Genomic DNA, 26,026 nt, shown 5'->3' with positions numbered 1-26,026 from the left:
TATTAAAAGGGATATTGCAGAATCTAAACCCCTAAAGAGAATCATCTCGCAGGGGCGCATTGAGTGATAGAGCCTTCTTGAGCGGTGCAGGAAAAAGTTTGTCCATTGCAAAGGGCGGTATAATGTTGCCCTCCCATAAAATCAAGCTTGCTATTTTTGATAGTTATGTTTTGTGGTTGGCAGCCTATGACACTTGCGGTGCGTTTTTTAAGTGTGCTGTGTGTCATACAGCCACTTAGAAGCATTGCGGTTGATATTGCGATAATGTAAAACTTCATTGTATGCCTCCTTGATTCTATGTTGTGGCTCACATTCTATCAAAAAAAACAATAAACACGATTTGCAAGTGCGAGTGTCAAAACACGAGAACGGACAAAATGTTATTTTGAATATGTTACAATCCGCCACTTCACAAACCTAATAAGCATTAAACAAAAGGAAACCTAATGATAAGCTACAAAGATTCTGGCGTTGATATTGATGAAGGCAATGCACTTGTAGAGGGGCTAAAGCCTTTAGTGAAATCTACTTTTGATAGCAATGTGATTGGTGGGATTGGCTCGTTTGCTGGGGCATATGCTCTGCCGAGTGGCTATAAGAATCCTGTGATTTTAGGAGCAACTGATGGCGTTGGCACAAAGCTCCGCCTTGCTATTGATGCCAAAAGGCTTCAAGGCGTGGGGATTGATCTTGTGGCGATGTGTGTAAATGATTTGATTTGTAACTTTGCTACGCCTATGTTTTTTTTGGACTATTATGCTACGGGCAAACTTGATAAGACAAATGCGTTAGAAGTGATTGGTGGCATTGCTAAGGGCTGTAAAATCGCACAATGTGCTTTAATCGGTGGGGAAAGTGCAGAAATGCCCGGAATGTATAGCAAAGATGACTTTGATTTGGCGGGGTTTGCTGTGGGGATAGCCGAGCGTGAAGAGGTGGAATCTCAAAAGGTGCAAAAGGGCGATGTGCTGATTGCCCTGCCAAGTAGCGGGATTCATAGCAATGGCTATTCTCTAGTAAGGAAAGTGCTGTTTGATAAACTAGGTATGTCTTTTGATGAAGAGTTTGAAGGTAGAGCGTTAATTGACACACTTTTAGAGCCTACAAGGATTTATGTCCCGCTTTTTAAAGAGATATATGCTTCATCTCTGCGTCCTTCTTTGCACGGCTTGGCACATATTACAGGCGGTGGGATTGTGGAAAATATTCCTAGAATCTTTTCACATAACTTAGGAGCAAAAATCTCACTCAATGCTATAAAAACGCCTCCTATATTTGATTTACTCAGTCGGTATGTGGAGAAAGAGGAGATGTATCGCACATTCAATATGGGAGTTGGAATGATTCTTGCTGTGGAGAGTGGTAAAGCAGATGAAATCCTGCACCTTGCGAAGTCTTTTAATGCTTATGTTATCGGTGAAGTTTGCGAGGGTAGCGGGGTTAAGCTTATTTGAAAATAAAGGCTAAGATTGGATACACGGAAATTTTTTAAACTTTACTCGCTTCCTTTTTTGATTGTTGCGTTAGGGATAGGGGTGTATGTGGCTGTGATTATGCTAATGGATCAAAAAAATTTGATTATCAGCAAACGCAGTCCAAGTGGTTCGCATATTGTTAAAAATGATCCTTTAAACGCACCACGAGAGCCTGTGCAAATAGCCCAAAATGAACCTAGTAAAGAAGTAGATTCTACTATGGAGCCACTGATTGAAGATCCAGCCCCTGCTTTGCCTACCACAGATATAGAATCTACCCCACAGGTTGTAGAACCGCAAGAGACAAATCCCCAAGCTGTTGTAGATAATACTCAAGCTACCACACCACCAGAGCAAGAGCTACCAAGTCAAGTGCTGCCAAGCCAACTTCCACCAAGTCAAGCTTCAAGTCAAAAGTATGGCTATGCAAAATATCGCATTAATATCCGTCAAACCCCAAGTTCGGAATCTGCTATTATCTCTCGTGCAGCGGTGGGTGAGGCGTTGGAGATTCTAAGTGATGAGCAAGATGGTTGGAGCAAGGTAAAAAGTCGCTTTGGTGTTGAGGGCTATGTCGCCTCTAGGCTTTTAACTCAGAATCTAGATTTGCAAAATGGTGAGCCTTATGTTGTTGTGGCTAATGCGCTTAATGTGCGTGCAAAGGCGGATTCTCAAGGGGCAGTTATAGGCAGACTAAGTCATAATATGCGAGTTTATGTGCTTGAGACACAAGGGGATTGGGCAAAGATTCAGCTCCCTAATAAGCAGTATGGCTACATCTCGCTTAATCACATCAGCAAAAGCGTGCAGTAATGCTGCGTTTTTTTGCTGTCTATGGCAATCCTATCGCACATTCTAAATCCCCACTTTTGCATAATCACGCTTTTTCACGCTGTGCTATAAACGCTTTTTATGGGCGTTTGCTTTTGGAAAATGGCAAAGATTTGCGGAAAAGTTTTAAGGCTCATCGTTTAAGTGGGGCAAATATCACCATTCCTTTCAAAGAAACGGCGTATAGGCAGTGTGATGAGGTATGCGGTATTGCTAAAGAGATTGGTGCGTGTAACACTTGGGTGCGTGAAAATGAAAAAATCATCGGCTACAATACAGACGCACAGGGTTTTTATGAATCTGTGAAAGATTTTAAGATGTCAAATGCGTTGATTTTAGGTGCTGGTGGCTCGGCTAAGGCAGTAGCGACGATTCTAAAAACGCATAATATTTCTACGACAATCATCAATCGCTCACAAGAAAAGCTAGAATTTTTTGCTAACAAGGGCTTTGAATGCTTTGTGAGTGATGAATTTAGGGCGGATGGGGCATATAGCATTGTGATTAACACCACAAGTGCTGGGCTAAATGATGAATCTTTGCCCCTTGTAAAGCAGAAGCTACAAGAGATTTTTACACACTCTTGTTATGCCTTTGATTTGATTTATGGGAAGCAAACGCCATTTTTAGCCCTAGCTAGAGAATCTGGCTTAGAATGCAAGGACGGCAGGGAAATGCTTATCTATCAAGCAGCCCTAGCCTTAGCCCTTTTTATCAAGGAATGCCCCCTTGCTCCAAGTGAGATTGCAAAGATAATGGGCGAGGTTTTATAACGACTATATTTATGCTATAATCGCCGAGTTTTTTGATAAAGGATTGAAAATGACTATTGATGATACACTTTTAAATAAGCTTGAGCGATTGAGTATGCTAAAGCTAGATGAGAATAAGCGTGAATCTACCAAGGAGCAGCTAAGCGAGATTCTAGGATTTGTTGAAAATATTGCTTCTGTTGAGGTGGAAAATAACTGCTTTGTAGAGAATCTTAAAACACCATTAAGAGCCGATGAGCCAAAAGATTCTGGTATTGCCCAAGATGTGCTAAATCACGCACCAAACGCACAGGATAACTTTTTTATCGTTCCAAAAATTATTGAATGAGTATTGAGTTAGATAAAGTAAAGATTCCACAGGATTGGAAAAATCTCCTTAAAGATGAGCTTTTAAGCCCGTATTTTGCCGAGATTAAATCTCATTATATGGACGCCCTTGCTAGAGGCGAACTTGTCTATCCACTGCCAAAAGATATTTTTGCTGCCTTTTGCCTTACCTCACTTGAAAATCTCAAAGTCATTATACTTGGGCAAGATCCCTATCACGGCTATGCTATGGTGAATGGAGAGTGTGTCCCACAAGCTATGGGCTTAAGCTTTAGTGTGCCGCGTGGAGTGCCTATCCCACCTTCGCTTAAAAATATTTATAAAGAACTCGCACAGACTTTGCATATCACGCCACCCTTGCACGGGGATTTAAGTGCTTGGGCAAAGCAAGGTGTTTTATTGCTTAATAGCATTTTGAGTGTCAAGGCACATTCTCCGGCTTCACATAAGCATTTTGGTTGGGAAGATTTTACCGATGGTGTGATTAGGGCATTATCGCAAAACAAGCAGAATCTTGTCTTTATGCTATGGGGGAACTATGCTAAGAAAAAGGCGGTTTTGATAGATTCTACTAAACATAAGATTATCACCGCTCCGCACCCTAGCCCACTGGCACAAGGTTTTGTGGGGAGCAATGTCTTTGTGAATGCTAATGTGTATTTGCAAGAATGCTCTAAAAGCCCTATTGATTGGGGCAGATTTGATTAAATATGCTTGATTGGTTTGACTAGAGATTTAACTCTACACCATATAGCACAAGCAGATTCTACTCCTGCTTATGTTGTATATCTTCTTCCACTGCTTGGAGAGCCAAATCACTTAGAATCTTAGCCACTTCCCTGCGTTCCTGCACCACAGCATACGCCCCTTGCGATTGAATTTGCAGGGCAAAAGCGGAACTTTTGGTTTTAAGAATAATCTTACACAAAGGTGAGAGAGAGTGAATATCTTGGTATGCCCTCTGTGCAGTTTCAATAGAATCTATGGCAATAATCACCGCCGCACACTGGCTAATCCCAAGCTCCTCTAAAATCTTTCTATGTGTAATGTCCCCATAGATAACAGGCTCATCTTTTTTCATTCCTTCTTCTACTTTTTTGTAGTTTTTATCCACAGCGACATAACGCACATTGCAGCCCTTGAAATATTCCAAAATCGCCTTGCCAAGCTCCCCATAGCCACATACAACAATATGCCCCTCAATATCTGCTTTCCCCCCTTCCCATTCTTCTTGTGAATCTTGCTGACTTTCTATGATTTTTTTCTGTAAAAAGCTAAAAGGTCGCATATATCGTAAGAAAAAGTCCGTAACCTTATCAAGTCTATCAAGGATAAAAGGTGTGGCAATCATTGAGAAAATCACCATAAGTGTTAGGAATTGATAAATCTCTTGTGGAGTAATACCCGCAAAGAACGCATTGCCAAAAATAACACCCAAGATTCCACCATCAAGTGTAAGATTTAGAATCTTGTGCTGACTTGCAAGGAGAAAAATCGCAAAGCTAAACTCCCCGATCTGTGCGAGTGATAACGCCACACGCATACCCACACGCTCACCCCTAAAGAAGCACAAAAAGAGATACATAAGTAGCGTTTTTGCTCCCATCATCAATGCTACTAAAATGATGATGACAATAAAATATTCAAGCAAAAAGAGAATATCTACCTGCATTCCCACCGTGATAAAAAACACACCCAAAAGTATGTCGCGGAAATGCACCAGCACGGATGAGACTTGATATTTATAAGGTGTATTTGAGATAATCATACCTGCCAAAAACGCCCCAAGTGTAAGTGAAAAGCCAAAAGCTTTGCTGATATACGCAGCCCCTAGCACGATTAAAAACACCGCCCCTACAAAGATTTCATCGGTTTTCATATTTGCTGAAAAACGCAAAAACACTTTAGCCAAGATTCTACCCGGAAGCACAAGCACCACAAGCACAATGATAGCCGAAAAAAGCGTGGTAAGAAGCAGGGCTACAACTTCTGAATCTTTATCGCTTAAAAGCTTAATCATCAGCAAAATAGGAATAACAGCAATATCTTGAAAGATAAGAATCCCCACAGATGACATTCCATAGGGCGTTTTAGTTTGCCCACTTTCATTAAGGAATTTCAGCACAATCGCCGTAGATGATAGGCTTACTGCACTTGCTACAATGATAGAAGTGGAGAAATTAAAACCTAGGAAGTAATAGCACACAACAAAGAAAAAGGCAATGGAGATTCCAATCTGCATACCACCAAACACAAGCACTTCTTGCTTCATTGCCGTGATACTCTTAAAACTAAAATCAAGCCCAATCATAAACATCAAAAAGACGATACCAAACTCAGCAATGTTATTAAGACTTTCAGAATCTTCAAGCCTAAAGCCAAAAATATACGCTGTAAGCACACCTGTAATGATATAGCCGATGATTGTTGGGATTTTGAGCCAACTTAGCACAATGCCCGAGACAACCGCCATTGCTAAAACGCAAAGGATAACAAAATAGGGATCTATAACACACCTCTCCACGATGAAAGTCAATTATTTTCAATTATATATAATGAAAGTAGTTGAAGCGTAATAATGGCGTTAATTATTTGCAATATATAATAAATTTTGTATTTTGCGTTGCGTATAGTGATAGATTCTATATTAGTCATAGATTGAGTGTGGGGATAGAATGATTTTAGTTTTTGTGGGTGTTGTGTTTGTTGTTCTCAATGCGATGAAAGTGTATGTGTATATGCGATTTTTTCGCCATAGTGTGCTTTTGCCAAAATGGGCGGGGATTGGGATTTTAGTGGCTTTGGCTTTGGGCGAGATAGCCTTGCTTGTGCTAAAAGATGTGCGTTTTAGCCATTGGCAATATCTTATGATTAGCTCGTGCTTGGTTTTGACACTCACACTTTTTATGGCGTGTGTGGCGGTGGATATACTAAGATTTGGGGTAAATTTAAGCCTTAAATTTTCTAGCAAGATTCAACATAGAGAATCTAAAAAACCAAGCCCCTTAGCTACACAACAAGATTCAAAGCACAATGACACAAACATAAGCAGACGCACATTTTTGAGTAAATGCAAAGACTATGCGGTGGCTGGATTATTTTTGCTATTCACTTTTAAGGGCTTTTCTGCTGCCCTTACTTTGCCACCCATTAAAGAAGTTCGCATAAAGATTCCGCATTTAAAGGCTAAAAAAAGCATTGCGATGATAAGCGATGTGCATATTGGCAAGAATCTAGGCAGGGCGTTTTTGGAGGGGATTGTAGAAAAGATTAATGCTTTGGAAGCGGATATTGTGGTGATTGTGGGGGATTTAGCAGATGATAAGATTGAAAATATTAAAGATGATTTGGAGCCTTTAAAGTGGCTAAAAAGCAAAGAGGGTGTGTATTATGTCTGTGGGAATCACGAGTATTATCACGGGCTAGATTCTATTTTAGAATATTTACACACATTAAATCTTACTATTTTACATAATACCAACATTGAACTTGAAGGCTTTAATCTTGCGGGAGTGAGTGATTTAGCAGGGGTTAGATTTAAGAATCTAGAGCCAAATTTAGAATCTGCTAAAAAGGGCTTAAATCCGCAAAAGCCTAGTATTCTACTTTCCCATCAGCCAAAGTTTGTGTATCAAAATGATGTGAGTGATTTTGACTTAGTCTTATGCGGACATACACACGCTGGACAGGTGTTTCCTCTCTCTTTGTTTGTGTGGCTAGATCAGCATTATGTCTATGGGTTATATGACATTACGCATAAGAATATGGAATCTAAGCGACTTATTCAGGATTCTATGTGTGCAGATTCAGGCAAAACGCAACTCTATGTCAGTAGCGGTGTGGGCTTTTGTGGACCAGCTATTCGTTTTCTAGCCCCTAGTGAGATTGTATTGCTTAGGCTAGAGTAGGGCTTTATCGCGTTTGTATGTGTAAAAGTGTAAGAAAATCAAATATAAGGATTTGTAAATGGAAGTGGCATTAAGTGCGTGGTTTTTGGTGATTTTGGGCGTTGTGAGTGGAGCGGCGGCTGGGTTTTTTGGCATAGGGGGCGGAGTGATTATCGTACCTGTGCTTTTGCTTTGTGGTGTGGATATGGAATCTGCCATTGGCATATCCATTATGCAGATGATATTCTCTTCAAGTGTAGGTTCAATGATTAATATCTATCACAAAAAGCTAGATGTGCGAGATGGCGTATTTGTGGGATTAGGTGGGCTTATGGGGGCGGCATTTAGCGGGGTAATCGTGGCTTCTCTCTCTTCTTTTACCTTGCTTTTAGCCTTTTTGCTTCTTTCTTTAGTGAGTTTTTACAAATATGTCTTTGATGTCAAAACAAATGCCAACCCCACGCCACCTATCACAGATTCTGTCAGGCAAAAGGCTGTGATGATTCTAGCTGGGCTTGTTACGGGGATTTTCGCCGTGAGTTTGGGCGTGGGCGGTGGGCTGATACTCGCGCCCATTTTGGCGTATTACTTGGGGTTTAACTCTAAAAAAGTCGTGCCTATCTCGCTTTTTTTCATTATCTTTGCTTCAATTTCAGGGAGTATCTCGCTTGGCTCACACGGGCTGATTGACTTTCACTCTGGGCTTATCGTAGGGCTTAGCTCATCTGTTGGCGTGGGGCTTGGAATCTACCTTATAAGCAAGGTTACTTTGAGTAATCACCGCTATGCGCTGATTGGAATCTATGCCTTTTCTATTCTGCTGACACTATGGAAAGTGTTTGAGAATCTAGGGCTTGTGTAGGGCATTTTGGCAAATACTTTAAAAATGTTTCAATGTGTTTGTTGAGTGTGGGGCGGTAAGATTCTAGAATCTATATTGAATCTACTAAAATAATAATGGTTATTAATTTGTCTTTAAGCTTTTATATATTAAAATGAGACTTGTTTTTAAAATTGCTAACGAAATCATACGAGATTTTGGAGTCTTAAATGTGCGATTGATTTACCAAGCTTAAGGCATACCCCATTTGAAGGGGATAGGGAATCTTAAAAGACGCCGACAGGACTGATAAGAACACTGCAAAAAAGACAATGCAAAATCTAGAATCTAAAGTATGGTTTGGTAGGGCTGGGCGGGTTAGCAAAGCATCTTTTCCTTCCTTATTTGTTGTTTGATTGCATAAATAGGCTATCTTATCTCCTTAAGGTAGCCTCTATGCAACCCTCTTTAGTTTATTATCAAAGGAGTTTTTATGAGTTTTGAAAGTATTTTAGCCCATATGAATGAGCATCATCAAAGCGAACTTATTGCGTTGTGTAAAAAATATGGCAATCCACAGGTTGAAGTGCAAAATGCCAAGCTTGTAGGCGTGGATTTTGTGGGGTTAGATATTGTGTATAACGAGAATCTGTCCTTGCGTGTGGAGTTTCCACAAAAGGCAGATGAAAAGAGCATTAAAGATTCTATTATTTCCTTGTGTCAGGCGGCTAAAGCCACCGATGTCAGCGGTATAGCCGATGAGATAGAATCTTTTAAAAAAGAGTTTGGCTCAATCATCATCGCAAGTATTGATAAGCAGGGCAATGCCATATCTTCATATTCTCCGCTTATACAGGTTGATGGGGCGTTGTATATCTACATTAGCGAAGTGGCGGAGCATTTTGAAAGCATATCGGCAAATCCTAGCAAAGTAGAGGTGATGTTTTTAGAAGATGAGAGCAAGGCAAAGTCTGTGATTTTGCGTAAGCGGCTTAAATATCGTGTCAATGCGGTGTTTATTGAGCGAGATTCTAGCGAGTTTGAAAAGGCACTGGATAGTTTAGAATCTGCTATGGGCGGAGCTGGTGGCATAAAGACCATACGCAAAATGAGTGATTTTCATCTTATCAGGCTAGAGCTTGGTCTTGGGCGGTTTGTCAAGGGATTTGGTGCGGCGTATGATATTCTGCCAAATGGTGAGATTAAGCAAGTTGGCGGTAGTGGGAATCCACACGGGAATCCCCATAGCCCACACAATCCCCACAAAGCTTAGACTTTAAGCTAAGATTCTGTTTTTGCAGGGTGGCTTCACACCTTGTTTATGTGCTACTATCTCCTAGATTACTTTATGTAACATTTTAGTAAATCTGGGTTGCTTTTCTCACCGTATTAATATTTTAAAAAAATTTTTACATTACCTTATTTCTTTCCCTATTTCTATACTTACAAAGGTGTTCAAATGGAATTTTTCTTAGCATTTGTTGGATTTGGTTCGCTCATTCTCATTGTGTATTTACTGCTAACAGAAAAGACAAATCCTGCCGTGGCGTTCATAATCGTATCAGGTTGTAGTGCTATTGGACTTGCCTTGCTGGATATAAACTTGCAGCTGGGCATTGGAGGCTTGTTAAAGGATAAATTTGAAATTGCTTATTTCGCAAAAATAGAAAATCCCGTTTTTGACTTTAAGGCGTTGAGTTTTTTCATCAAACAAGGGATTAGCAGCGTTAGCTCCACGGCAGTGTTATTTATCTTTGCTATCTTATTTTTTGGATTGTTGAATGAAGCAGGAGTATTTAACAAAATCATCAATCATCTATTAAAATTTAGCAAAAAAAATGTGTATGGTATCTGCTTTTTAACCGTGCTTATCTCGGTTATTGCACATTTAGACGGTTCTGGGGCTTCTAGCTTCTTAATAGTAATTCCGGCAATGTTGCCTATTTATGAAAAATTGGGAATGCGTAAAACAACCTTAATGACGATTATGGCGATTTCTTTGGGTGTTATGAATCTCCTTCCTTGGGGTGGTCCTACACTCAGGGCTGCTACGATTATTGGTGCAGAGGCAAATGACATTTGGTATAACCTTATCCCCATTCAAGCAATCGGGCTGCTTTGTGCATTTGGAGTTGCCTTTATCTTGGCACGAAGGGAAATAGCACTAGGAGCTGGGAAGATTGAGATAAGCATAAGCCATCACGAGCTAGAAAAAGGGGAATATACAAGAGATAAGTCCTTCTTCTTGAATCTCATTGTGCTTTTGGGGATTTTGGTGCTACTCATTGTAAATGTCCTGCCTAGCTATTTTTTATTTATGTTAGGGTTCTGTCTTATCTTATTTATTAATTATCCCAAGTTGGAGATAGCTCAAAAACTTATAGACAAATACTCTAAAAGTGCTATTATGATGGCCACTACACTTTTTGCCGCTGGAATCTTGATTGGGGTATTTGACAAATCTGGGATTATGAAAGTTATGGCAAGTGTAATTTTGGAGATTCTACCCCATTGGGCATTGGTTTTAATCCCTTTAATCGTTGGCTTGAGTGCTGTGCCTATGGCATTAATTTTTTGCACGGATTCTTACTTCTTTGGCATTATGCCCATCGTGGTTGGAATTACCCAAAGTTTAGGCATAGATCCTATGAGTATTGCAATCATTATGGTTGTCGCACGAAATTGTGCCACTTTTATTTCTCCTGTTGTCCCAGCAACACTGCTAGGGTGCGGACTTAGCGGTGTTAGTATTAAAGAACACATCAGCAAAAGTTTCTTTTGGGTTTGGGGAGTTTCATTGATATGTTTAAGCTGTGGTGCTTCTTTGGGGATTATTCACTTCTTTTGATTATTTGTTAGTTTCAAAGCAAGAAAACAAGCGAAGTTTTTAGCAAAACTCTCGCTTCTTGAGCCAAAAATTGTTTGCAATGTTAGCTGTATGCTGGAGCCTTAGAGATTAATTTAATCAGCGTTTTTTTGTAAGATACTTTGAGTCTTAGGTTGAGTATTAGCCTATTAGACTATAAATAGGGAGTTTTGGTATTAGCTGAGATTGCTCAGCTTTAGGAAGCACTCGTTTTCATAAGTGAGTGCAATTTGTGTGTTTGTTTCAATAAAGTCTTAAGCTTTAGAGGAGCAAGTAGAAAATCTCACAAAAGAGATTCAAAATCAAAATAAGGAGTGAAAATGGATATTATGGCTAAGTTTCTTATATGTGTTGGGAATTGCTTTGTCAATACGATAAACAGCGTAGAAAAGCAACTTAACCTAGCAGGGCTATCAGCTAGTAGAGATGAAATAAAACAATTTTTGGAAAAGAATCAAGATGAGATTAATAATGAAATAAGGGACGCTAAACGGAGATACAGCTCCCTTAAGTCTCGGATTAAAAAGAACGGTGGGTTTGAATTTAAAGAATTTTATGAGTGGTATAATGAGCAAGAAAAAAGTTGTTATTATTGTGGCACGACAGAGGAAGTGCTAAAGGAGCTTTTCCCTAAAAAAGATGAAGATAATCAGCAGAATACCGATAAAACACAAAATGTAAAAACCCATAAAATAGAATCTAAAAAGCCCTCTTTCACAGGGACACTTCATATTGATAGGCTTAATCCCAATCTTGGGTATGAGCCTAATAATTGCGTTTTTGCGTGTGCGTTATGCAACAATGCCAAGAGCGATATGATAAATGCGGAGAACTTTAAAAAATATTTTGGTGAGAAAATGAGCGAGTTTCTTACCGCTTCACATAATGATAAAATTACCAACATACATTAAAGATAAATGATGATTTTATAAAGGATAGCTAGGTTTTTAGAATCTCTACATAGAGTAGATTCTGCTATAATTCGGGGCGTTTTAGTAATTTACTTTAAGGTTAGCCTATGCCCCCATTTTTATCGCCTTTAGCACTTCGCTTGAAAGAAAAGATTTTGCCTTTAGCAGATTCTAAGAATCTGCTTGGCTTTTCTGGTGGGGTGGATTCTACGGCGTTATTTTTTTTGCTTGTGGAATATGAGATTCCCTTTGATATAGCCATTGTGCATTATCACACACGCAAGGAAGCTGATGATGAGCTATCCCACGCACAGCATTTGGCTAAACTCTATAAGAAACACTGCTTCATCTCCCACGCACCGCAATTTTCTCAAAACTTTGAATCTCAAGCAAGGGCGTTTAGATTCTCCTTTTTTGATGAGATTATGCAATCGTATGGCTATGGGGCGTTGATTTTAGCTCATCAGCTTAATGACCGCTTTGAGTGGTTGCTTATGCAGCTTACGCGTGGGGCTGGGCTGGAAAATCTGCTGGGTTTTGAATCTTGGCGGAATGCTAAAATAAGCTACCCTATCGTGCGACCTTTAGAATCTATAAGCAAAGATGAGATTTATACCTACTGCAAGGAGAAAGGGCTAAAGTATTTTGAAGATTCTAGCAATGCGGATTTAGGCTTTAAGCGGAATGCTTTTCGGGTGAGATTTGCTAATGAGCTAACAAGGGAGTATGGCAGGGGGATTGCTAAAAGCCTAGAATATCTTAAGCAGGATAAGCAACGCCTAAATACGCCAAGTGTAAAAAGGCTAAGGCTAGAGTGTGTGGCAAGGCTTACGCAAGATTCTAAGGATTGTATATGTAGTCAGGGCGGAGTGATTTTTAAGCTAGAATCTACTTTGTGGTGGGAAAACAAGCGTGAAAATATGGGTGAAAACGACAGCATAAGCAGGGGAATAGAGCAAAATAGGCTTTTGCAAGGCTGCGATAAGATAGCAAAGCTTTGCGGCTATGTGCTAAGTTTTGCTCAACGCAAAGAGATTGTGAAGGGTGGATTTTGCGTTAAGATTCATTATTTGATGGTTACACATAGTGAATCGGCTCTCTTTGTGGCAGTGGATATATTTGATATGTATAAAAATGTAACGATTCCACCGATGACAAGGGATTTTAAAACTTTTTGTCAAAAATCAAAAATTCCACCAAGGCTTAGAAAACTGCTCTTTGCGGAGCTTTGTCTATTAGAATCTCATCAAAAAGCAGATGATGAAAAAAATCCTAATCTATCAAAAAATAAAGAAAAACAAGCCGATTTTAAGCAATTTATGAAAAAAATCAGCCACTTTTTTGCCATTTGAAAGCGTTTTGTTATTTTTATATTAACTTTTTAAGGTAGCTATAACTTCAAAGGCATTAGAATAAATCTCGTATTTTTCAAAACACGAACAAGGAGATTGCATGCAGACAAATACGCTCGAGTATGATTACTCAATTGCTAAGTTATTTGTTTTTTCTGCGATGGCATTTGGCTTTGTGGGACTACTCATTGGGGTAGTTATCGCATTTCAAATGGCATTCCCAGATTTAAACTATCTAGCTTCAGAATACGGGACTTTTGGGCGACTTAGACCGCTTCATACTAATGGTATTATCTATGGTTTTACTCTTAGTGGGATTTGGGCTTCGTGGTATTATTTAGGACAAAGAGTGCTAAAGATTACTTACAAAGAGCATCCATTTTTGCGTACGGTTGGTTTAGCACATTTTTGGATTTATATCGTGCTTATGGCACTTGCTGTTATCTCGCTTTTTGCTGGTTTAACACAATCAAAAGAATACTCCGAGCTTATTTGGCCTCTTGATATTATCGTGGTTGTTGTGTGGGTATTGTGGGGAGTTAGCCTTTTTGGAAGTATGGGTGTAAGGCGTGAGCAGACTATTTACATTTCGTTGTGGTATTTTATCGCTACATTTGTGGGAATCTCTGCACTTTATATCTTTAATAACCTTGCTATTCCTACTTATTTTGTCGCAGGTGTGGGGAGTGTGCTGCATTCAATTTCATTCTATGCAGGGACAAATGATGCGATGGTGCAATGGTGGTGGGGGCATAATGCCGTTGCATTCGTCTTTACTTCAGGTATCATCGGGTTAATCTATTACTTCCTTCCTAAAGAATCTGGACAGCCTATTTTCTCTTATAAGCTCACGCTATTCTCATTCTGGGGACTTATGTTTATTTATATTTGGGCGGGTGGGCATCACCTTATTTACTCAACTACGCCTGATTGGATTCAGACTCTTGGATCTGTTTTCTCTGTTATTCTTATTTTGCCTTCTTGGGGAACGGCGATTAATATGCTTCTTACAATGCGAGGGCAGTGGCATCAAATCAAAGAATCGCCAATGATTAAATTCTTAATCCTTGCTTCTACTTGGTATATGCTCACCACACTTGAAGGACCGATTCAGTCTATCCGCTCGGTAAATGGCTTGGCACACTTCACAGATTGGATTATCGGGCATGTTCACGATGCGGCTCTTGGCTGGGTTGGCTTTATGGTGATTGCTGCGTGCTTCCATATGGTGCCTAGAATCTTTAAGCGTGAGATTTACTCTAAAAAGCTTATGGACGCGCAATTCTGGATCATGACAACAGGAATTATCTTGTATTTCTCAAGTATGTGGATTGCAGGTATCACACAAGGTATGATGTGGAGAGATGTAGATGAGAATGGAAGTCTTGTGTATAGCTTTATTGACACTGTTACGGCACTATTCCCTTATTATCTTATCCGTGCGATTGGTGGCTTGATGTATTTGATGGGATTCATTATGTTTATTTACAACATTATGATGACAATCTCATCAGGTAGAGTGCTTGACAAAGAGCCACAAAATGCCACACCAATGGCAGCATAAAGGAGTGAAAGATGTTTAGTTTTTTAGAAAAAAATCCATTCTTTTTCACGGTTGCGTTTTTATTAGTGTTTTCTATTGCTGGGCTTGTTGAGATTCTGCCCGGCTTTGCTAAAAAGGCTCAACCTATTGAGGGGTTAAAGCCTTATTCATTGCTTGAAACAGCTGGGCGACAAGTGTATATTGCTGAGGGTTGCTATAATTGCCACTCGCAGCTTATCCGCCCATTCAAAGCAGAGACAGATAGATATGGTGCATATAGCTTAAGCGGGGAGTATGCCTATGATAGACCTTTCTTGTGGGGTTCAAAACGCACTGGACCAGATTTGCATAGGGTTGGCGATAGCCGTAATGCGGCGGATTGGCACGATGGGCATATGAGAGATCCAAAATCGCGTGTGCCCGGCTCCATTATGCCAGCGTATGAACATCTTTTTACAAAAAATGCTGATTTTGAAACCGCATTTGCTGAAGCCTATACACAAAAGGTTGTATTTGGTGTGCCTTATGATGTTGAAGGTGGTGTGCAAATCGGTGCCGAAGGCTATCAAAAAGGCAATACAGAATCTTTGGCAAAGGCAAAAGAAATCTTTATGCAAGAAGCAAAAGCAGTTGTTGATGATATGATAAGCCAAGATGTGAAAGATGCTTTTGAAAAGGGCGAAGTGAAACAGATTGTAGCACTTATTGCATATATGAATAGCCTTGGGCAATCTCGCCGAGCAGCGACACAGGTATCACAGGCAGGACAGTAATGATACCGGAGGCTCTTATGCAGTTCATCATTATACATCAAAAAGAGATTTATCTCATCGTTACACTTTTGCTTGTAGCGTTTTTGTATGGATATGTGTATCATCTGTATTCCTCACAACGCAAAGGTGTAAAAGACTATGAGAAGTATGCGAATCTTGCATTGAAAGATAACCTTGATGATGAGCTTATTGAGCCAAGGGAAGTTATCCATAAACAACAAAATCAATAAAGGGGAAAGAGCAAATGAATTGGTCAGATAATATAACGACACTCGGGCTATTAGGTGCTTTTGTTATCTTAATACTCACTATTTTTGTAATGGGTGTGTATCTCAAAAAAATCAAAGATAGCAAGGCTGATGGCGAACTCACACACGAGAGCTGGGACGGCATAGGGGAGCAGACAAATAATATTCCTATTGGTTGGGCAGCTTGCTTTTTGGGTGTGATTATTTGGGGCTTTTGGTATTTATTCTTAGGATATCCACTCAATGCATATTCACAAATTGGCGAATATAACCAAGAAGTGCAAAGTTATAATCAAAAGTATGCAGCCACTTGGGATAAGCTTGATGAAGATGGGCTTACAAAAATGGGGCAGGGTATATTTTTGGTGCAATGTTCTCAATGCCACGGCGTTACCGCTGAAGGTATGAATGGTAAGGCAAAAGATCTTACAAAATGGGGCAAGGAAGAGGGTATTATTGAAGTGATTAGAGATGGAAGTAAAGGCTTAGAGTATATGGCAGGTGAGATGGTGCCTGTTGAGCTTAGTGATGATGAAGCAAAAGCGGTAGCAGCTTATGTTATGCAAGATATTTCAAGTGTGAAAAGCACAAAATATCCGCTTGAAGTGGCTAAAGGCAAGGAAGTATTTGCAATGCAATGTGCGGCTTGCCACGGCGATGAGGGTAAAGGCAATGGCGGTGGCGTTGATGGCTTTGCACCGGATTTAAGCAAGTATGGCACGACAGAATTTTTAACAGAAGTGTTGCAAAAAGGTAAAAAAGGAATGATTGGTGTAATGCCTTCATTTAATTATGCAAATTTTGCGACAAGCCAAAAAGAAGCATTGAATGTGTTTATCCGTTCTTTGGAATCTCAAGCAGACTAAGGAGTAGCGTATGAATGGTTTATTTGGTATTAATGGTTTGACAGGATATTTTGTTGCCGTTGTGCTTTTGCTGAGTGTAGTTGGTGTGCTTGGCACTTGTGCTGTCCTTACACAAAAAGAAGTGGCTACAAGTTATTATAAGATTGAAGATGCAAGTGCGATTAAGCAAATCAGCACGGATAATGCTAAACACCACACAACTGCACAATAAGGAGAATCTAATGAAACTCACACCGATTGAAAAGCTCCTTGGAGCATTGCTTATAATCACCATTGTTATGACAATCGTCATTCCTTTTATCCCTAATTTATTCCTGCATTTGGTTTAAAATGCCTTTTTCTCTAAAGGGGCTAGTGTATTCTAGCTTCTTATGGGCGGTGATGCTTTATGCAGATATATCATTGGCACAAACCAGCCCTACTCATGTTGTTGATAACACACATAAGCTTTTGATACCAAAAAGTGTAGATTTTGTTGAAACCCTATCAACTGAATTGCAAGCAAAAACCGGCTATTATCTTTATGTGGCGGTTGTGGATTCTGTGCCTATGGAAGATTTATTTTTAGAATCCCCACAAGATTCCACTTTAAAGCTTACCCCAAAACAAAAGCGTCTAGCCTATAAAAATATGCTTTTAGAAAAACTTCAAAAGCCCTACACCCTTATTGTTTTTATGAAAGAAGATGAAAAGATTGATATTATCAGTTCAGAGCCTAAAAAATATTTTGATGAAGAAAAAGTGTATTATGAATATATGGTGCCGCTTCTGCCAAAGCAAAAAGATGAGATTCTAACCCCACAGCTTATTTCTGCTATTGTGCTAAATGGCTATGCTCAAGCTGCGGATATGATAGCTCATTATTTTGATGTAAAATTAGAGAATAATATGCCTGTTGATGAAAGCGGTGGGCGGGAGTTTGTGCGGTTTAGTATGTATGTAATGTTGCTTGTGATGTTTGGCATTATCGGCGTGATTTATCTTACACGCAAAAAGACATAAGGTAAAAATAAGGAGAGTGTATGCAGGAGAAAAACTATTGGCCCCTAGGCATTATTGGCGTTTTGTTGTTTGGTGTATTTATGGTGAGTGTGTCAATCACCATTGCGTTAAAAAACCCCATTCAAGATGAAAGCACCTATTTTGACACAAAACGCAATGTTGATGAACGCATTAACGAGATTATTGCAAATCAAAATCTTTTTAATAATCTCTTTTCTTACACCATAAGTTTAAATGCCAACACAGCTAAAAAGCTTGATTTTGTCTTTCCTTATTACGCACCATCTCACCGCCCAGATATTAAGAGGGGCGAGATTGTTGAAATCCCAGCAGATAATGTCCGCCTAACTTTTAAACTAGATAAGCCCACGACACAATTAAAAAGTATTACTCTCTTTTTGGATTCCCCTATCCAAGCCGTGGATCTAGTGAATCTAGGCGAGTTTAGCACAAATGATTCTCACACATTTATGAGTCAAATGCTTGATAATCTCCCAAATGGGCGGTGGAAGTTTATCCTTGAGCTAAGCTTTACTGCAGATTCACAAGATTCTACAACCAAAAAAGCCTATTTAGAATCCGAAGTGTTTATCGGTGAGCTTCACGCCAAAGATTCTACTCCTACACCTAAGACACAAGAATCTATATGAAAAATCCGCCTAATTCCACGATAGCCAACAGCCCCAGAATACACACCACTCATCGTGCATTTGTGCTACTTGATGCGGTAATGGGGATTTTTATCTGTGCGTTAGGCTTTAGCCTTGCTTTTAGTTTTCTATCACTACAAAATCCCCAGCAGATAAGCAGTTATACATATTACAAACAGCTACTTTTAAGCCCACAGCTCACACAAACACAGCTTAGCACCCACTCCACGCCCACGCTTATTTATCAAGGCAATATCCACCGCAGCACAGAATCTAATCTCTCATTTTTTGCTCCCACACATATTCGCTAATGTTTTTTAAGTCCAAACGCTCCGCTTTTTCGCTTTTTGAAGTGAGCGTGGGGGTTGTGATTTTAGGCATAATAGGACTTGTTTGTAGCTCTATGCTTTTAGATATAAGTAAGCATATCGCCTACACACAGGCTAAAAACGACAGCACAGCACTCACTGCATTGCTAAAGATTGAAAATCTTTTAGAATCCGCCATTATAGAATCTTTACAAGATTCAAATGGCAAGGCACTCTCCGCCCCAAGCTCACATATTTCCTTTTACACCATTCAGCAGGATTTGCTTTTTGGCGGTGGGGATAAAAATGTTCAGTCCCTTATGCAAGGCAACACGCTTCTGCCTAAACTTTCCATAGAGATTTTACACTCTCATCAAAACACACTGAATCTTGCCCAACTCACAAATAACCCAAGCAATCATAACAGCACTGGTTGGTCTAATGGAATGTCTGCTTATCTTATCTCAAAGCCACAGGGCGATTTTACTCCTTTTGCCATTACTGCTACAACAGGCAATACACTCACGCTTGATAAGCCCATAACTCACACGCCTTTAGCCATTTTGCCTATCACTCATCATACTTTAAGTGTGTATGATAATGCCTTGTGGCTAGATTCTGTGCCTATTGCCTATGATGTAGAATCTTTTGAAATCACACCTTTAAGCTTTTCACAGGGAATCTTGCTAGAGATTCAGTTATGTGTCAAAACACCAAATAAGCCTTTCTGCCAGACTCGTGGCATTTGGCTAGATTCTATCGTGGAATTTTTGTAAAGGCAGGACGATGAAACATAGCGGATTTTATATGCTTTATGCGGTGTTGTTTATTGTCTTCATTGGGTTAGCGTGTGCGTTTTATCTCCAGCAGCATTATCACAGCTCCTTTGCACTCTCTCAAGTCTATGCCAAAACCCAGCTCCAGCTCCACGCAAGAAGTGTGAAGCAAATGGCTCTAATGTGCCTAAGGCAAAAGGATATGGCTCAATGTGATAGGCAGGAGTTTATCTTTTCACATTATCATTTTTATGCCCATCTCACGCCTCTTAATAGTAGCACTATTTTGCTTGATATTCACGGCAAAGTTACCCACCCAGCGAGTAATAATCTTGTGCGTATCACAAGGCGTTATATTCTTGTGCCTTAAGATTCTAAACCTTTCTCACAAGCTAGAGTGTCAAATAAATCTCCAAAGTTTCAAAAGCATTTAAGAAAAAAAGATATAGTTAAGCACAGCAAGGAAGTTGGCAGGTTTGAAAAGTGAAAATTACAAACTTTTCTTAGCAACCTTTGACTTCCCATCATCTCACTTTATCTCACAAAAGGCATTGTATGAATACTCTTAGCGTCATTGATACTTTTGGATTTTTCTTTCGTAGTTTTTATGCTCTCCCTCCGCTTAAAAATTCACAAGGATTCCCCACAGGATTGCTTGTGGGCTTTTGCAACCTTTTGCAGTCTTTATACAAAGATCCCTCTTGCACCTATATTGCCTTTGCTTTAGAAGGTGGGGGGAGAAATAAAAGACGAGATATTTATAGTGAGTATAAAGCCAATCGCCAAGCCGCCCCAGAAGAGTTGCGTTTGCAACTCCCCATTGCGATTGAGTGGATTGCTAAAATGGGCTTTTTAAATATCAGCATTGAAGGCTATGAGGCTGATGATGTTGTCGCTTCAATCAACAAAGTCGCTAACGCACAAAATATCGCGGTAAGAATCATAAGCCACGATAAAGACTTATACCAGCTCATTGATGAGAATACTTATATCTACGATCCTATCGGCAAAAAGGACATTAAAGAAGCACAATGTTTGCAAAAATATGGCGTATATCCCAAGAATTTTATTGATTATCAAAGTCTTGTAGGCGATAGTAGTGATAATGTAATGGGAGTAAAGGGCATAGGAGCAAAATCCGCTCAAAAGCTTATCCAACGCTTTGGGAGTATAGAATCTTTATACGCTCGTATTGATGAGGTAGAATCTGCCACCACACCAAGAATTGCTAAGCTTATTAAAGAGGGCAAGGACAATGCCTTTTTAAGCAAAAAGCTTGTTACACTCTATGATAATCTGCTTGAAAATATTGATTTAAATAAATGTCTAATGCCTGAATCTAACCCTATGCTTAAGATTTTTGATGAGTTAGAAAAATATGAGCTAAAAAATATCATCTCCAAGATTCAATCCCCTTATGAGCGATACACACAGAAAAAATCCGCTCAAAGGGGCATTGGCTCACTTCAAGGCACACAATCACCCCAAAATATAGAGAGTAAAAAAGATGAAGCCTTTAGCTTTACCCCCCATTTGCTTGATACTTTAGAATCCGTAGAATTCGTGCTAGATTCTATTCCACAAGGGGTGAGAGTGGGCTTTGACTGCGAGAGTGATGGCCTTAATTTGCAGGAAGCCCAGCTTGTGGGATTCTCATTTTGCTTTGATGGAAAAAATGCTTATTATGTACCTGTGGGGCATAGATATTTAGGTGTGGGCAATCAGCTTAACCTACAAGAAGCCAAAAGTGCCATAAGCAGAATATTCACTCACCCGCTTATCGGGCATAATCTCAAGTTTGACTTTAGTCTTATCTACCGCACACTTGGGCTAGAACACATTGGCAAGATTTATGATAGTATGATTCTAAGTTGGCTTTATGATAGTATCGCACCTGTGGGACTTGATAAGCAAATGCTAAAATGGTTTAATCACACAATGATTAGCTTTGATAGTGTTGTGCCAAAGGGGGAAAATTTCTCACAAGTGAATATCATTACTGCTACGCAATACGCCGCTGAAGATGCTGCGGCAACCTTTAAGCTCTATCATCGTTTGGAAGATGAGTTTCACAAAAGAGAATGGGGTGGGATATTGGAGCTAGCCCAAAATCTTGAATATCCCTTTATTAAGGTGCTTATGGATATGGAGCTAGAAGGGATTCGGGTAGATATAGGGCTTTTAGAGATTCTAAAAGATAAATCAAGCGAACACATCGCCGAGCTTAGTCAAAAAATCTATGATTTATGCGGAGAGACTTTTAACCTTAACTCCCCCCAGCAACTCGCTCATATCTTATTTGAGAATCTTGGACTGAAGCCCGGGCGAAGTGTGAAGGGGGGCTTAAGCACTGATGAAAAGACACTTCTAGCCATTATTGATAGCCACCCTGTGATTGATCTGATTTTAGATTATAGAGAGAGCAATAAACTAAAAAGCACCTACATTGAGCCACTTTTGCGGCTTGGCAGGACAAATGAGACGCATAGAATCCATACTTCATTTTTGCAAAATGGCACTGCCACAGGACGCCTTAGCTCTAAATCGCCAAATCTACAAAATATCCCCGTCCGCCGTGAAGAAGGGCGTAAAATCCGCCAAGCATTCATTAGCAAAGAAGGACACAGCCTTATTAGCATTGATTATTCACAGATTGAGTTGCGACTTTTAGCGCATTTTTGCAAAGACCCTTCACTTGTGGAATCTTTTATGCAGGATAAGGATATTCATTTTGAAACAGCAGCTAGGCTTTTTGGGGAGCAGGAAGCTATGCAAAAACGCTTTATTGCCAAAAGCATTAACTTTGGGCTTATCTATGGTATGGGGAGTAAAAAGCTCTCTCAAACCCTGCAGATTCCACTCAAACAGGCTAAAGAGTATATTGAAAGCTATTTTGCCCTATTCCCCACGATTAAGGACTTTTTGAACGCACAGGAGGAATTTTTGCTTGAAAATGGCTATTCCCAAACGCTTTTGGGGCATAGGCGGTATTTTGACTTTAAAAGGGCTACTGATTTTATGAAAGCAAACTTCTTGCGTGAGGGGATAAACTCTATCTTTCAAGGCAGTGCGGCGGACTTAATCAAGCTTTCAATGTGTGAGATTCACAAGCGGTATGCAAAAAGCGATTTAAAAATGCTTTTGCAGGTGCACGATGAGCTGATTTTTGAAGCCCCAAGTGAAAGGGCAGAAAACTATGCTAAGGAAGTGGCGGATATTATGAATAGCATTTATAAGCTTGAAGTGCCGCTTAAATGCGGTATTGCCATTGGCACAAACTGGGCGGAGTTAAAGTAACCGCTTTGTATATAAAATATGTATCAAGCTTTAAGCAAATAGCAAAATGTCTATCATTAAAGGCAGAGCTTAAGTTAAAGCCTTTTGCCTTGCTTACATATTTTTGCTTTCACTCACAGAATCTACAAGATAGAGTAGATTCTGCCAAATAATATTTGTTTTGTCATTGAGTCCTATTTCACAAGTGCTAGAGCTTGAAAAGCCAAGTCGTAGTTTTCTATGCCTTTGTGTTTTGTTGCTTTGGGTGTTATTGTGCGTGGCGGATTTTTTTGTAGATTCTACGCTAGAATCCATTTTTTCACTCTCTATTTGGGATTCTAGCCCACAAGCCAAATACCCTTTTTGCTTATCTGCATAAAACTCACTTAACTCCCGCAAAGCTGAAGCATTTAACTCACTGCAAATAAAGCCCTTGTTTCCTGCAAAGCCACAACACTGCGTTTTAGAATGCACTATAGCTTCGCCATTCGTGCAGGTTTTGGCAATAGATTTTAGAGACTTATCCCATTTGCCCTTTCTTGTAGCACACATCGCATAAAGGGCAATATCCTCATCTAAAGGCGTGATATGTAGGCGAGGCAAAAGAGTAGATTCTATGCATTCGGGCATATCTAAAATGGTGAGAGTAGAATCTAGCTCTTTTAGCCCATTTTTTAGCTCATAGCTACACGCACTATGATCGCACACGATATGGATTTGCTCTACACCTTTGCTTTGTAATTCTCTCATAGTAGAATCTAATGCCTTATACACTTCCTTGCGTTTGGCTTCTGCACTTTGTGGATAGTCTTTATACGCCTTGCCACAGCAGAGATTACTAAGATTATGCGGATACACCACACTCACACCGGCTTTTTTGCACAAAGATTCAAAGACTTCTTGCAAGGCTCTTGTATCTTTCAAGCTTGATTGCGGGGCAAAGGAGCGATTGATACAAGTGCTAAAATATATAATTGCCACTTGGGATTGTGCGTTGCTTGTAAAATCTAGCTTGGATTCTAGGCGATAGGCATTTGCCCTAGGCAGTGAGCTTGGGATATAGGGCAGAAACTTTATCTTTTTGCTTAAATTGCTTAGTGTATTTTTGCCCAACATATTAGAGCTAAAGTTTGCTATGCGTAAGCCCCCTTTAGCAAGGCTAAGAGTGGTGCTAAAATGCTCGGCACTCTGTGTAGCAACAAAGCGTGAAAATATGCCTTTTGTGGCAGGGCTAAGTTTGGAGGCGATTTTACCGCTATCAATTTCTAGGGGGCAGGAGAGAGAGCACATAGAGCAGGTGGCACAGGTGTCGATGCCAAAGTATTGATAGCCCTGTTTTAACTCTTTTAGTATTGCTTTTATATGCGTTGGCTTTTGCGTGCTTTTGGCAGATTCTGCGGTGTCGGCTCGGTCATTTGCCTTTAGCAAACTCCCTTCGCCTCCACCTTGAAAACTCCCAAAATCATCGCAAAATCCTTCCGCATTTGTAGTGATTGATTTTTGTGGCTTGGCTCTTAAATCAGCGATTGCTTCGCTTCGTGTCTCTGCACCAGATTCCATAACACTTTTAGAATCCATAGAATCCACGCCAAGCAAAGCCTCTAGCCTTGCGATTTCTTTTCGCACCGCTATTCTCTGCCTTGGCGTCAAAGTAAGATTTCTACTAGGGCAGACTTTCTCACAGAATCCACATTCCATACATTGATCGATAAAGTCCTCTACCTCGCTGCTTTGCTTGAGATTTTGCGTGTGGATTTGGGGATTATCGCTAATAATAACATCAGGATTGATAAGGCTATGTGGGTCAAAAATCTCTTTTATCCTGCGATTTATAGCATACGCTTTCGCACCCCACTCTTTTTCCACAAAGGGGGCGATCATACGCCCTGTGCCGTGCTCTGCCTTTGTGCTACCCTGCAAGGCAATGACAGAATCTACCATCGCTTCCATAAACTCCCCAAACGCTTGGCTCTCCTTTTCATCGTTAAGATTAGGCGTGATGATAAAATGCACATTCCCACTTAAAGCGTGTCCAAAGATAATACCTTGAAAGTTAAATCTATCAAAAAGCTTAGTTATAGAATCTATGCCTTGTGCGAAAGTGGATATAGGGAAGCAAATATCTTCAGTGATGACGATACTCCCACTTGGGCGACTCCCCGCTGCTAAGGGCAAAAGGGCTTTGCGGATTTTCCACCAAGACGCCATAAGCTTTTCATCACTGCTAAAATGTACGCCAAAAAGGCTTGGCACAGATTCTAACTCCTTGCTTATATGAGCGATTTTAGAAACTAGCTCCTTTTGTGTGCTAGATTCTAACTGCACCAAAATCGCACAAGCCCCACTCTCTATTCTCTCTAACTCACGCGGTGCGTTTTCCAAGCCCCTAGCAGAATCTAAACACGCATAGTCCATAATCTCCGCCGCACTCACAAGGCTTTCATTCCCTGCTAGAATCTCAACCGCCTTTGCCCCAAGAGCTAAATTTTCATAAAAAAGCAAGGCACACGCTTTGTAAGCATAGTCTTCTACGCATTCATATTCCACCAAAGACACAAAACCCAAAGTCCCCTCCGCACCGATAAAAAGATGATTGATGATGTCTTTAATTTCACTAAAATCTAGCAGGGCGTTGATACTATAACCGGTGGTATTTTTGATAGCAAATTTTCTTTTGATAAGCTCACAAAGCTCCGTGTCTTGCAATATTTCTTTACGCAAGGCTAGAAGTGAATCTGCCTTATCTTTATGCGTTTGTAAAAAGGATTCTATGCTTTCATTTGGTTTAGCATTCTCACTTGTATCAAGGATCGTGCCATTATGCAGGATAAATCGTGCGGATTTTATGGTGTTATAGCTATTTTGCTTTACGCCACAGCACATACCGCTAGAGTTGTTTGAAAAGATTCCACCAATCATTGCATTATTAATAGTCGCTGGATCTGGTCCTATCTTTTTGCCATAGGGCTTTAAGGTTTCATTTGCTTCTATGCCAATCACGCCACAACTACATTTTATACTCTCCGCATTGCCGATAATCTCAATATCCTGCCAAAACGCATTGGCTAACACTAGCACAGAATCACTACAAGCCTGTCCGCTTAAACTCGTCCCTGCGGCTCTAAATGTGAGTGGGGTATTATATTTTTGACTAAGTGTAAAAAGATTGATGATTTCATTTTCATTCACCGCTCTAACCACCACACGCGGCACATACGCATAGCAAGAGGCATCAATCCCATAAGCAAATCGGCGGAGATAATCCGTGTAGATTCTATCTTTAAATATTTCCCTTGCTTCTGTTATAAAGCCTTCAAAGTCTCTGTATTGTGTTGTCATTTT

25 protein-coding genes are annotated in these 26,026 nt (G+C 40.0%); 22 read left to right on the top strand and 3 right to left on the bottom strand.

Features of this window, described 5'->3' with window-relative positions:
- Window positions 1-41 precede the first annotated feature (41 nt).
- Window positions 42-278: a hypothetical protein gene (locus HCN_RS10000; RefSeq protein ID WP_041309568.1), complete on the bottom strand. Its 237-nt coding sequence runs from the start codon at window positions 276-278 to the stop codon at window positions 42-44.
- A gap of 168 nt (window positions 279-446) precedes the next feature.
- On the opposite strand from HCN_RS10000, the gene purM reads away from it, so the two are divergent.
- From purM to ung, 5 genes are read left to right on the top strand one after another with little or no spacing between them, the layout of a single operon-like run.
- Window positions 447-1,454, top strand: coding sequence for a phosphoribosylformylglycinamidine cyclo-ligase (gene purM / locus HCN_RS09995; protein ID WP_014667421.1), 1,008 nt, complete (start codon window positions 447-449; stop codon window positions 1,452-1,454).
- A gap of 15 nt (window positions 1,455-1,469) precedes the next feature.
- A complete protein-coding gene (locus HCN_RS09990) occupies window positions 1,470-2,288 on the top strand; it encodes an SH3 domain-containing protein (protein ID WP_014667420.1) in 819 nt (272 codons plus the stop codon).
- Entirely contained in the window at window positions 2,288-3,079 is a 792-nt protein-coding gene (locus tag HCN_RS09985) for a shikimate dehydrogenase (RefSeq protein WP_014667419.1), read from the top strand. The genes HCN_RS09990 and HCN_RS09985 overlap by 1 nt, the downstream gene beginning before the upstream one ends.
- Before the next feature lie 49 nt (window positions 3,080-3,128).
- Entirely contained in the window at window positions 3,129-3,407 is a 279-nt protein-coding gene (gatC, locus tag HCN_RS09980) for an Asp-tRNA(Asn)/Glu-tRNA(Gln) amidotransferase subunit GatC (RefSeq protein WP_002955950.1), read from the top strand.
- Window positions 3,404-4,114 carry a uracil-DNA glycosylase gene (gene ung / locus HCN_RS09975; RefSeq protein WP_002955949.1) on the top strand — a complete coding sequence of 237 codons (711 nt, stop codon included), beginning with the start codon at window positions 3,404-3,406 and terminating at the stop codon, window positions 4,112-4,114. Before gatC ends, ung begins: the two co-directional genes overlap by 4 nt.
- 58 nt (window positions 4,115-4,172) lie before the next feature.
- Here the strand turns inward: ung and HCN_RS09970 are convergent, their stop codons facing one another.
- On the bottom strand, window positions 4,173-5,879 hold the full coding sequence (locus HCN_RS09970; RefSeq protein ID WP_014667623.1) for a cation:proton antiporter: 1,707 nt from the start codon (window positions 5,877-5,879) through the stop codon (window positions 4,173-4,175).
- A gap of 202 nt (window positions 5,880-6,081) precedes the next feature.
- Here HCN_RS09970 and HCN_RS09965 point away from each other — a divergent pair, with 202 nt between their 5' ends.
- From HCN_RS09965 to polA, 17 genes are all read left to right on the top strand, one after another.
- Window positions 6,082-7,314 (top strand): metallophosphoesterase, encoded by a 1,233-nt coding sequence (locus tag HCN_RS09965; protein ID WP_014667418.1) that lies wholly within the window; start codon window positions 6,082-6,084, stop codon window positions 7,312-7,314.
- A 58-nt stretch (window positions 7,315-7,372) separates the two neighbouring features.
- Complete coding sequence (locus HCN_RS09960) at window positions 7,373-8,155, top strand: sulfite exporter TauE/SafE family protein (RefSeq protein WP_002955946.1); 783 nt, start codon at window positions 7,373-7,375, stop codon at window positions 8,153-8,155.
- Between the two features lie 451 nt (window positions 8,156-8,606).
- Window positions 8,607-9,386, top strand: coding sequence for a HugZ family heme oxygenase (locus HCN_RS09955; protein WP_002955944.1), 780 nt, complete (start codon window positions 8,607-8,609; stop codon window positions 9,384-9,386).
- 186 nt (window positions 9,387-9,572) lie between these two features.
- Window positions 9,573-10,961, top strand: coding sequence for a CitMHS family transporter (locus HCN_RS09950; RefSeq protein WP_014667417.1), 1,389 nt, complete (start codon window positions 9,573-9,575; stop codon window positions 10,959-10,961).
- Between the two features lie 338 nt (window positions 10,962-11,299).
- Window positions 11,300-11,890, top strand: a complete 591-nt coding sequence (locus HCN_RS09945; RefSeq protein ID WP_014667416.1) for a hypothetical protein — start codon at window positions 11,300-11,302, stop codon at window positions 11,888-11,890.
- A 107-nt stretch (window positions 11,891-11,997) separates the two neighbouring features.
- Window positions 11,998-13,242: a tRNA lysidine(34) synthetase TilS gene (tilS, locus tag HCN_RS09940; RefSeq protein WP_014667415.1), complete on the top strand. Its 1,245-nt coding sequence runs from the start codon at window positions 11,998-12,000 to the stop codon at window positions 13,240-13,242.
- A gap of 100 nt (window positions 13,243-13,342) precedes the next feature.
- Window positions 13,343-14,806, top strand: a complete 1,464-nt coding sequence (gene ccoN / locus HCN_RS09935) for a cytochrome-c oxidase, cbb3-type subunit I (protein ID WP_014667414.1) — start codon at window positions 13,343-13,345, stop codon at window positions 14,804-14,806.
- Between the two features lie 11 nt (window positions 14,807-14,817).
- Window positions 14,818-15,558 (top strand): cytochrome-c oxidase, cbb3-type subunit II, encoded by a 741-nt coding sequence (gene ccoO / locus HCN_RS09930; RefSeq protein ID WP_002955938.1) that lies wholly within the window; start codon window positions 14,818-14,820, stop codon window positions 15,556-15,558.
- On the top strand, window positions 15,558-15,788 hold the full coding sequence (locus tag HCN_RS09925; RefSeq protein WP_002955937.1) for a cytochrome c oxidase, cbb3-type, CcoQ subunit: 231 nt from the start codon (window positions 15,558-15,560) through the stop codon (window positions 15,786-15,788). Before ccoO ends, HCN_RS09925 begins: the two co-directional genes overlap by 1 nt.
- Window positions 15,789-15,802: 14 nt before the next feature.
- Window positions 15,803-16,672 (top strand): cytochrome-c oxidase, cbb3-type subunit III, encoded by an 870-nt coding sequence (ccoP, locus tag HCN_RS09920; RefSeq protein ID WP_002955936.1) that lies wholly within the window; start codon window positions 15,803-15,805, stop codon window positions 16,670-16,672.
- Window positions 16,673-16,682: 10 nt separating this feature from the next.
- Entirely contained in the window at window positions 16,683-16,883 is a 201-nt protein-coding gene (locus HCN_RS09915; RefSeq protein ID WP_002955935.1) for a DUF4006 family protein, read from the top strand.
- Between the two features lie 119 nt (window positions 16,884-17,002).
- Complete coding sequence (locus tag HCN_RS09910) at window positions 17,003-17,674, top strand: hypothetical protein (RefSeq protein WP_231997564.1); 672 nt, start codon at window positions 17,003-17,005, stop codon at window positions 17,672-17,674.
- A 20-nt stretch (window positions 17,675-17,694) separates the two neighbouring features.
- Window positions 17,695-18,324 carry a hypothetical protein gene (locus HCN_RS09905; RefSeq protein ID WP_014667412.1) on the top strand — a complete coding sequence of 210 codons (630 nt, stop codon included), beginning with the start codon at window positions 17,695-17,697 and terminating at the stop codon, window positions 18,322-18,324.
- Window positions 18,321-18,635 (top strand): hypothetical protein, encoded by a 315-nt coding sequence (locus HCN_RS09900; RefSeq protein WP_002955931.1) that lies wholly within the window; start codon window positions 18,321-18,323, stop codon window positions 18,633-18,635. Before HCN_RS09905 ends, HCN_RS09900 begins: the two co-directional genes overlap by 4 nt.
- The gene (locus HCN_RS09895; protein ID WP_014667411.1) at window positions 18,635-19,408 is read left to right on the top strand and encodes a hypothetical protein; all 774 of its coding nucleotides are present in this window, start codon (window positions 18,635-18,637) and stop codon (window positions 19,406-19,408) included. The genes HCN_RS09900 and HCN_RS09895 overlap by 1 nt, the downstream gene beginning before the upstream one ends.
- Before the next feature lie 10 nt (window positions 19,409-19,418).
- On the top strand, window positions 19,419-19,778 hold the full coding sequence (locus HCN_RS09890) for a hypothetical protein (RefSeq protein WP_014667410.1): 360 nt from the start codon (window positions 19,419-19,421) through the stop codon (window positions 19,776-19,778).
- A gap of 185 nt (window positions 19,779-19,963) precedes the next feature.
- Entirely contained in the window at window positions 19,964-22,705 is a 2,742-nt protein-coding gene (gene polA / locus HCN_RS09885; RefSeq protein ID WP_014667409.1) for a DNA polymerase I, read from the top strand.
- Between the two features lie 93 nt (window positions 22,706-22,798).
- Here the strand turns inward: polA and HCN_RS09880 are convergent, their stop codons facing one another.
- On the bottom strand, window positions 22,799-26,023 hold the full coding sequence (locus tag HCN_RS09880) for an FAD-binding and (Fe-S)-binding domain-containing protein (RefSeq protein ID WP_014667408.1): 3,225 nt from the start codon (window positions 26,021-26,023) through the stop codon (window positions 22,799-22,801).
- Between the last annotated feature and the right edge of the window lie 3 nt (window positions 26,024-26,026).

Origin of the sequence: Helicobacter cinaedi PAGU611 (genome assembly GCF_000284635.1) — a bacterium.
Lineage (GTDB): Bacteria > Campylobacterota > Campylobacteria > Campylobacterales > Helicobacteraceae > Helicobacter_C > Helicobacter_C cinaedi.
This window is presented reverse-complemented; position numbering and strand designations above follow the sequence as displayed.

Excerpts from the sequence above, each read along its gene's own strand:
- HCN_RS09880 (WP_014667408.1), bottom strand. The coding sequence starts at position 26,023 with ATGACAACACAATACAGAGACTTTGAAGGCTTTATAACAGAAGCAAGG.
- HCN_RS09955 (WP_002955944.1), top strand. The coding sequence starts at position 8,607 with ATGAGTTTTGAAAGTATTTTAGCCCATATGAATGAGCATCATCAAAGC.
- HCN_RS09900 (WP_002955931.1), top strand. The coding sequence starts at position 18,321 with ATGAAAAATCCGCCTAATTCCACGATAGCCAACAGCCCCAGAATACAC.
- polA (WP_014667409.1), top strand. The coding sequence starts at position 19,964 with ATGAATACTCTTAGCGTCATTGATACTTTTGGATTTTTCTTTCGTAGT.
- purM (WP_014667421.1), top strand. The coding sequence starts at position 447 with ATGATAAGCTACAAAGATTCTGGCGTTGATATTGATGAAGGCAATGCA.
- HCN_RS09950 (WP_014667417.1), top strand. The coding sequence starts at position 9,573 with ATGGAATTTTTCTTAGCATTTGTTGGATTTGGTTCGCTCATTCTCATT.
- tilS (WP_014667415.1), top strand. The coding sequence starts at position 11,998 with ATGCCCCCATTTTTATCGCCTTTAGCACTTCGCTTGAAAGAAAAGATT.
- HCN_RS10000 (WP_041309568.1), bottom strand. The coding sequence starts at position 278 with ATGAAGTTTTACATTATCGCAATATCAACCGCAATGCTTCTAAGTGGC.
- HCN_RS09945 (WP_014667416.1), top strand. The coding sequence starts at position 11,300 with ATGGATATTATGGCTAAGTTTCTTATATGTGTTGGGAATTGCTTTGTC.
- HCN_RS09910 (WP_231997564.1), top strand. The coding sequence starts at position 17,003 with ATGCCTTTTTCTCTAAAGGGGCTAGTGTATTCTAGCTTCTTATGGGCG.
- HCN_RS09960 (WP_002955946.1), top strand. The coding sequence starts at position 7,373 with ATGGAAGTGGCATTAAGTGCGTGGTTTTTGGTGATTTTGGGCGTTGTG.
- HCN_RS09890 (WP_014667410.1), top strand. The coding sequence starts at position 19,419 with ATGAAACATAGCGGATTTTATATGCTTTATGCGGTGTTGTTTATTGTC.
- HCN_RS09915 (WP_002955935.1), top strand. The coding sequence starts at position 16,683 with ATGAATGGTTTATTTGGTATTAATGGTTTGACAGGATATTTTGTTGCC.
- HCN_RS09905 (WP_014667412.1), top strand. The coding sequence starts at position 17,695 with ATGCAGGAGAAAAACTATTGGCCCCTAGGCATTATTGGCGTTTTGTTG.
- HCN_RS09970 (WP_014667623.1), bottom strand. The coding sequence starts at position 5,879 with ATGGCGGTTGTCTCGGGCATTGTGCTAAGTTGGCTCAAAATCCCAACA.
- ccoO (WP_002955938.1), top strand. The coding sequence starts at position 14,818 with ATGTTTAGTTTTTTAGAAAAAAATCCATTCTTTTTCACGGTTGCGTTT.
- ung (WP_002955949.1), top strand. The coding sequence starts at position 3,404 with ATGAGTATTGAGTTAGATAAAGTAAAGATTCCACAGGATTGGAAAAAT.
- HCN_RS09895 (WP_014667411.1), top strand. The coding sequence starts at position 18,635 with ATGTTTTTTAAGTCCAAACGCTCCGCTTTTTCGCTTTTTGAAGTGAGC.
- ccoN (WP_014667414.1), top strand. The coding sequence starts at position 13,343 with ATGCAGACAAATACGCTCGAGTATGATTACTCAATTGCTAAGTTATTT.
- HCN_RS09965 (WP_014667418.1), top strand. The coding sequence starts at position 6,082 with ATGATTTTAGTTTTTGTGGGTGTTGTGTTTGTTGTTCTCAATGCGATG.
- HCN_RS09985 (WP_014667419.1), top strand. The coding sequence starts at position 2,288 with ATGCTGCGTTTTTTTGCTGTCTATGGCAATCCTATCGCACATTCTAAA.
- ccoP (WP_002955936.1), top strand. The coding sequence starts at position 15,803 with ATGAATTGGTCAGATAATATAACGACACTCGGGCTATTAGGTGCTTTT.
- gatC (WP_002955950.1), top strand. The coding sequence starts at position 3,129 with ATGACTATTGATGATACACTTTTAAATAAGCTTGAGCGATTGAGTATG.
- HCN_RS09925 (WP_002955937.1), top strand. The coding sequence starts at position 15,558 with ATGATACCGGAGGCTCTTATGCAGTTCATCATTATACATCAAAAAGAG.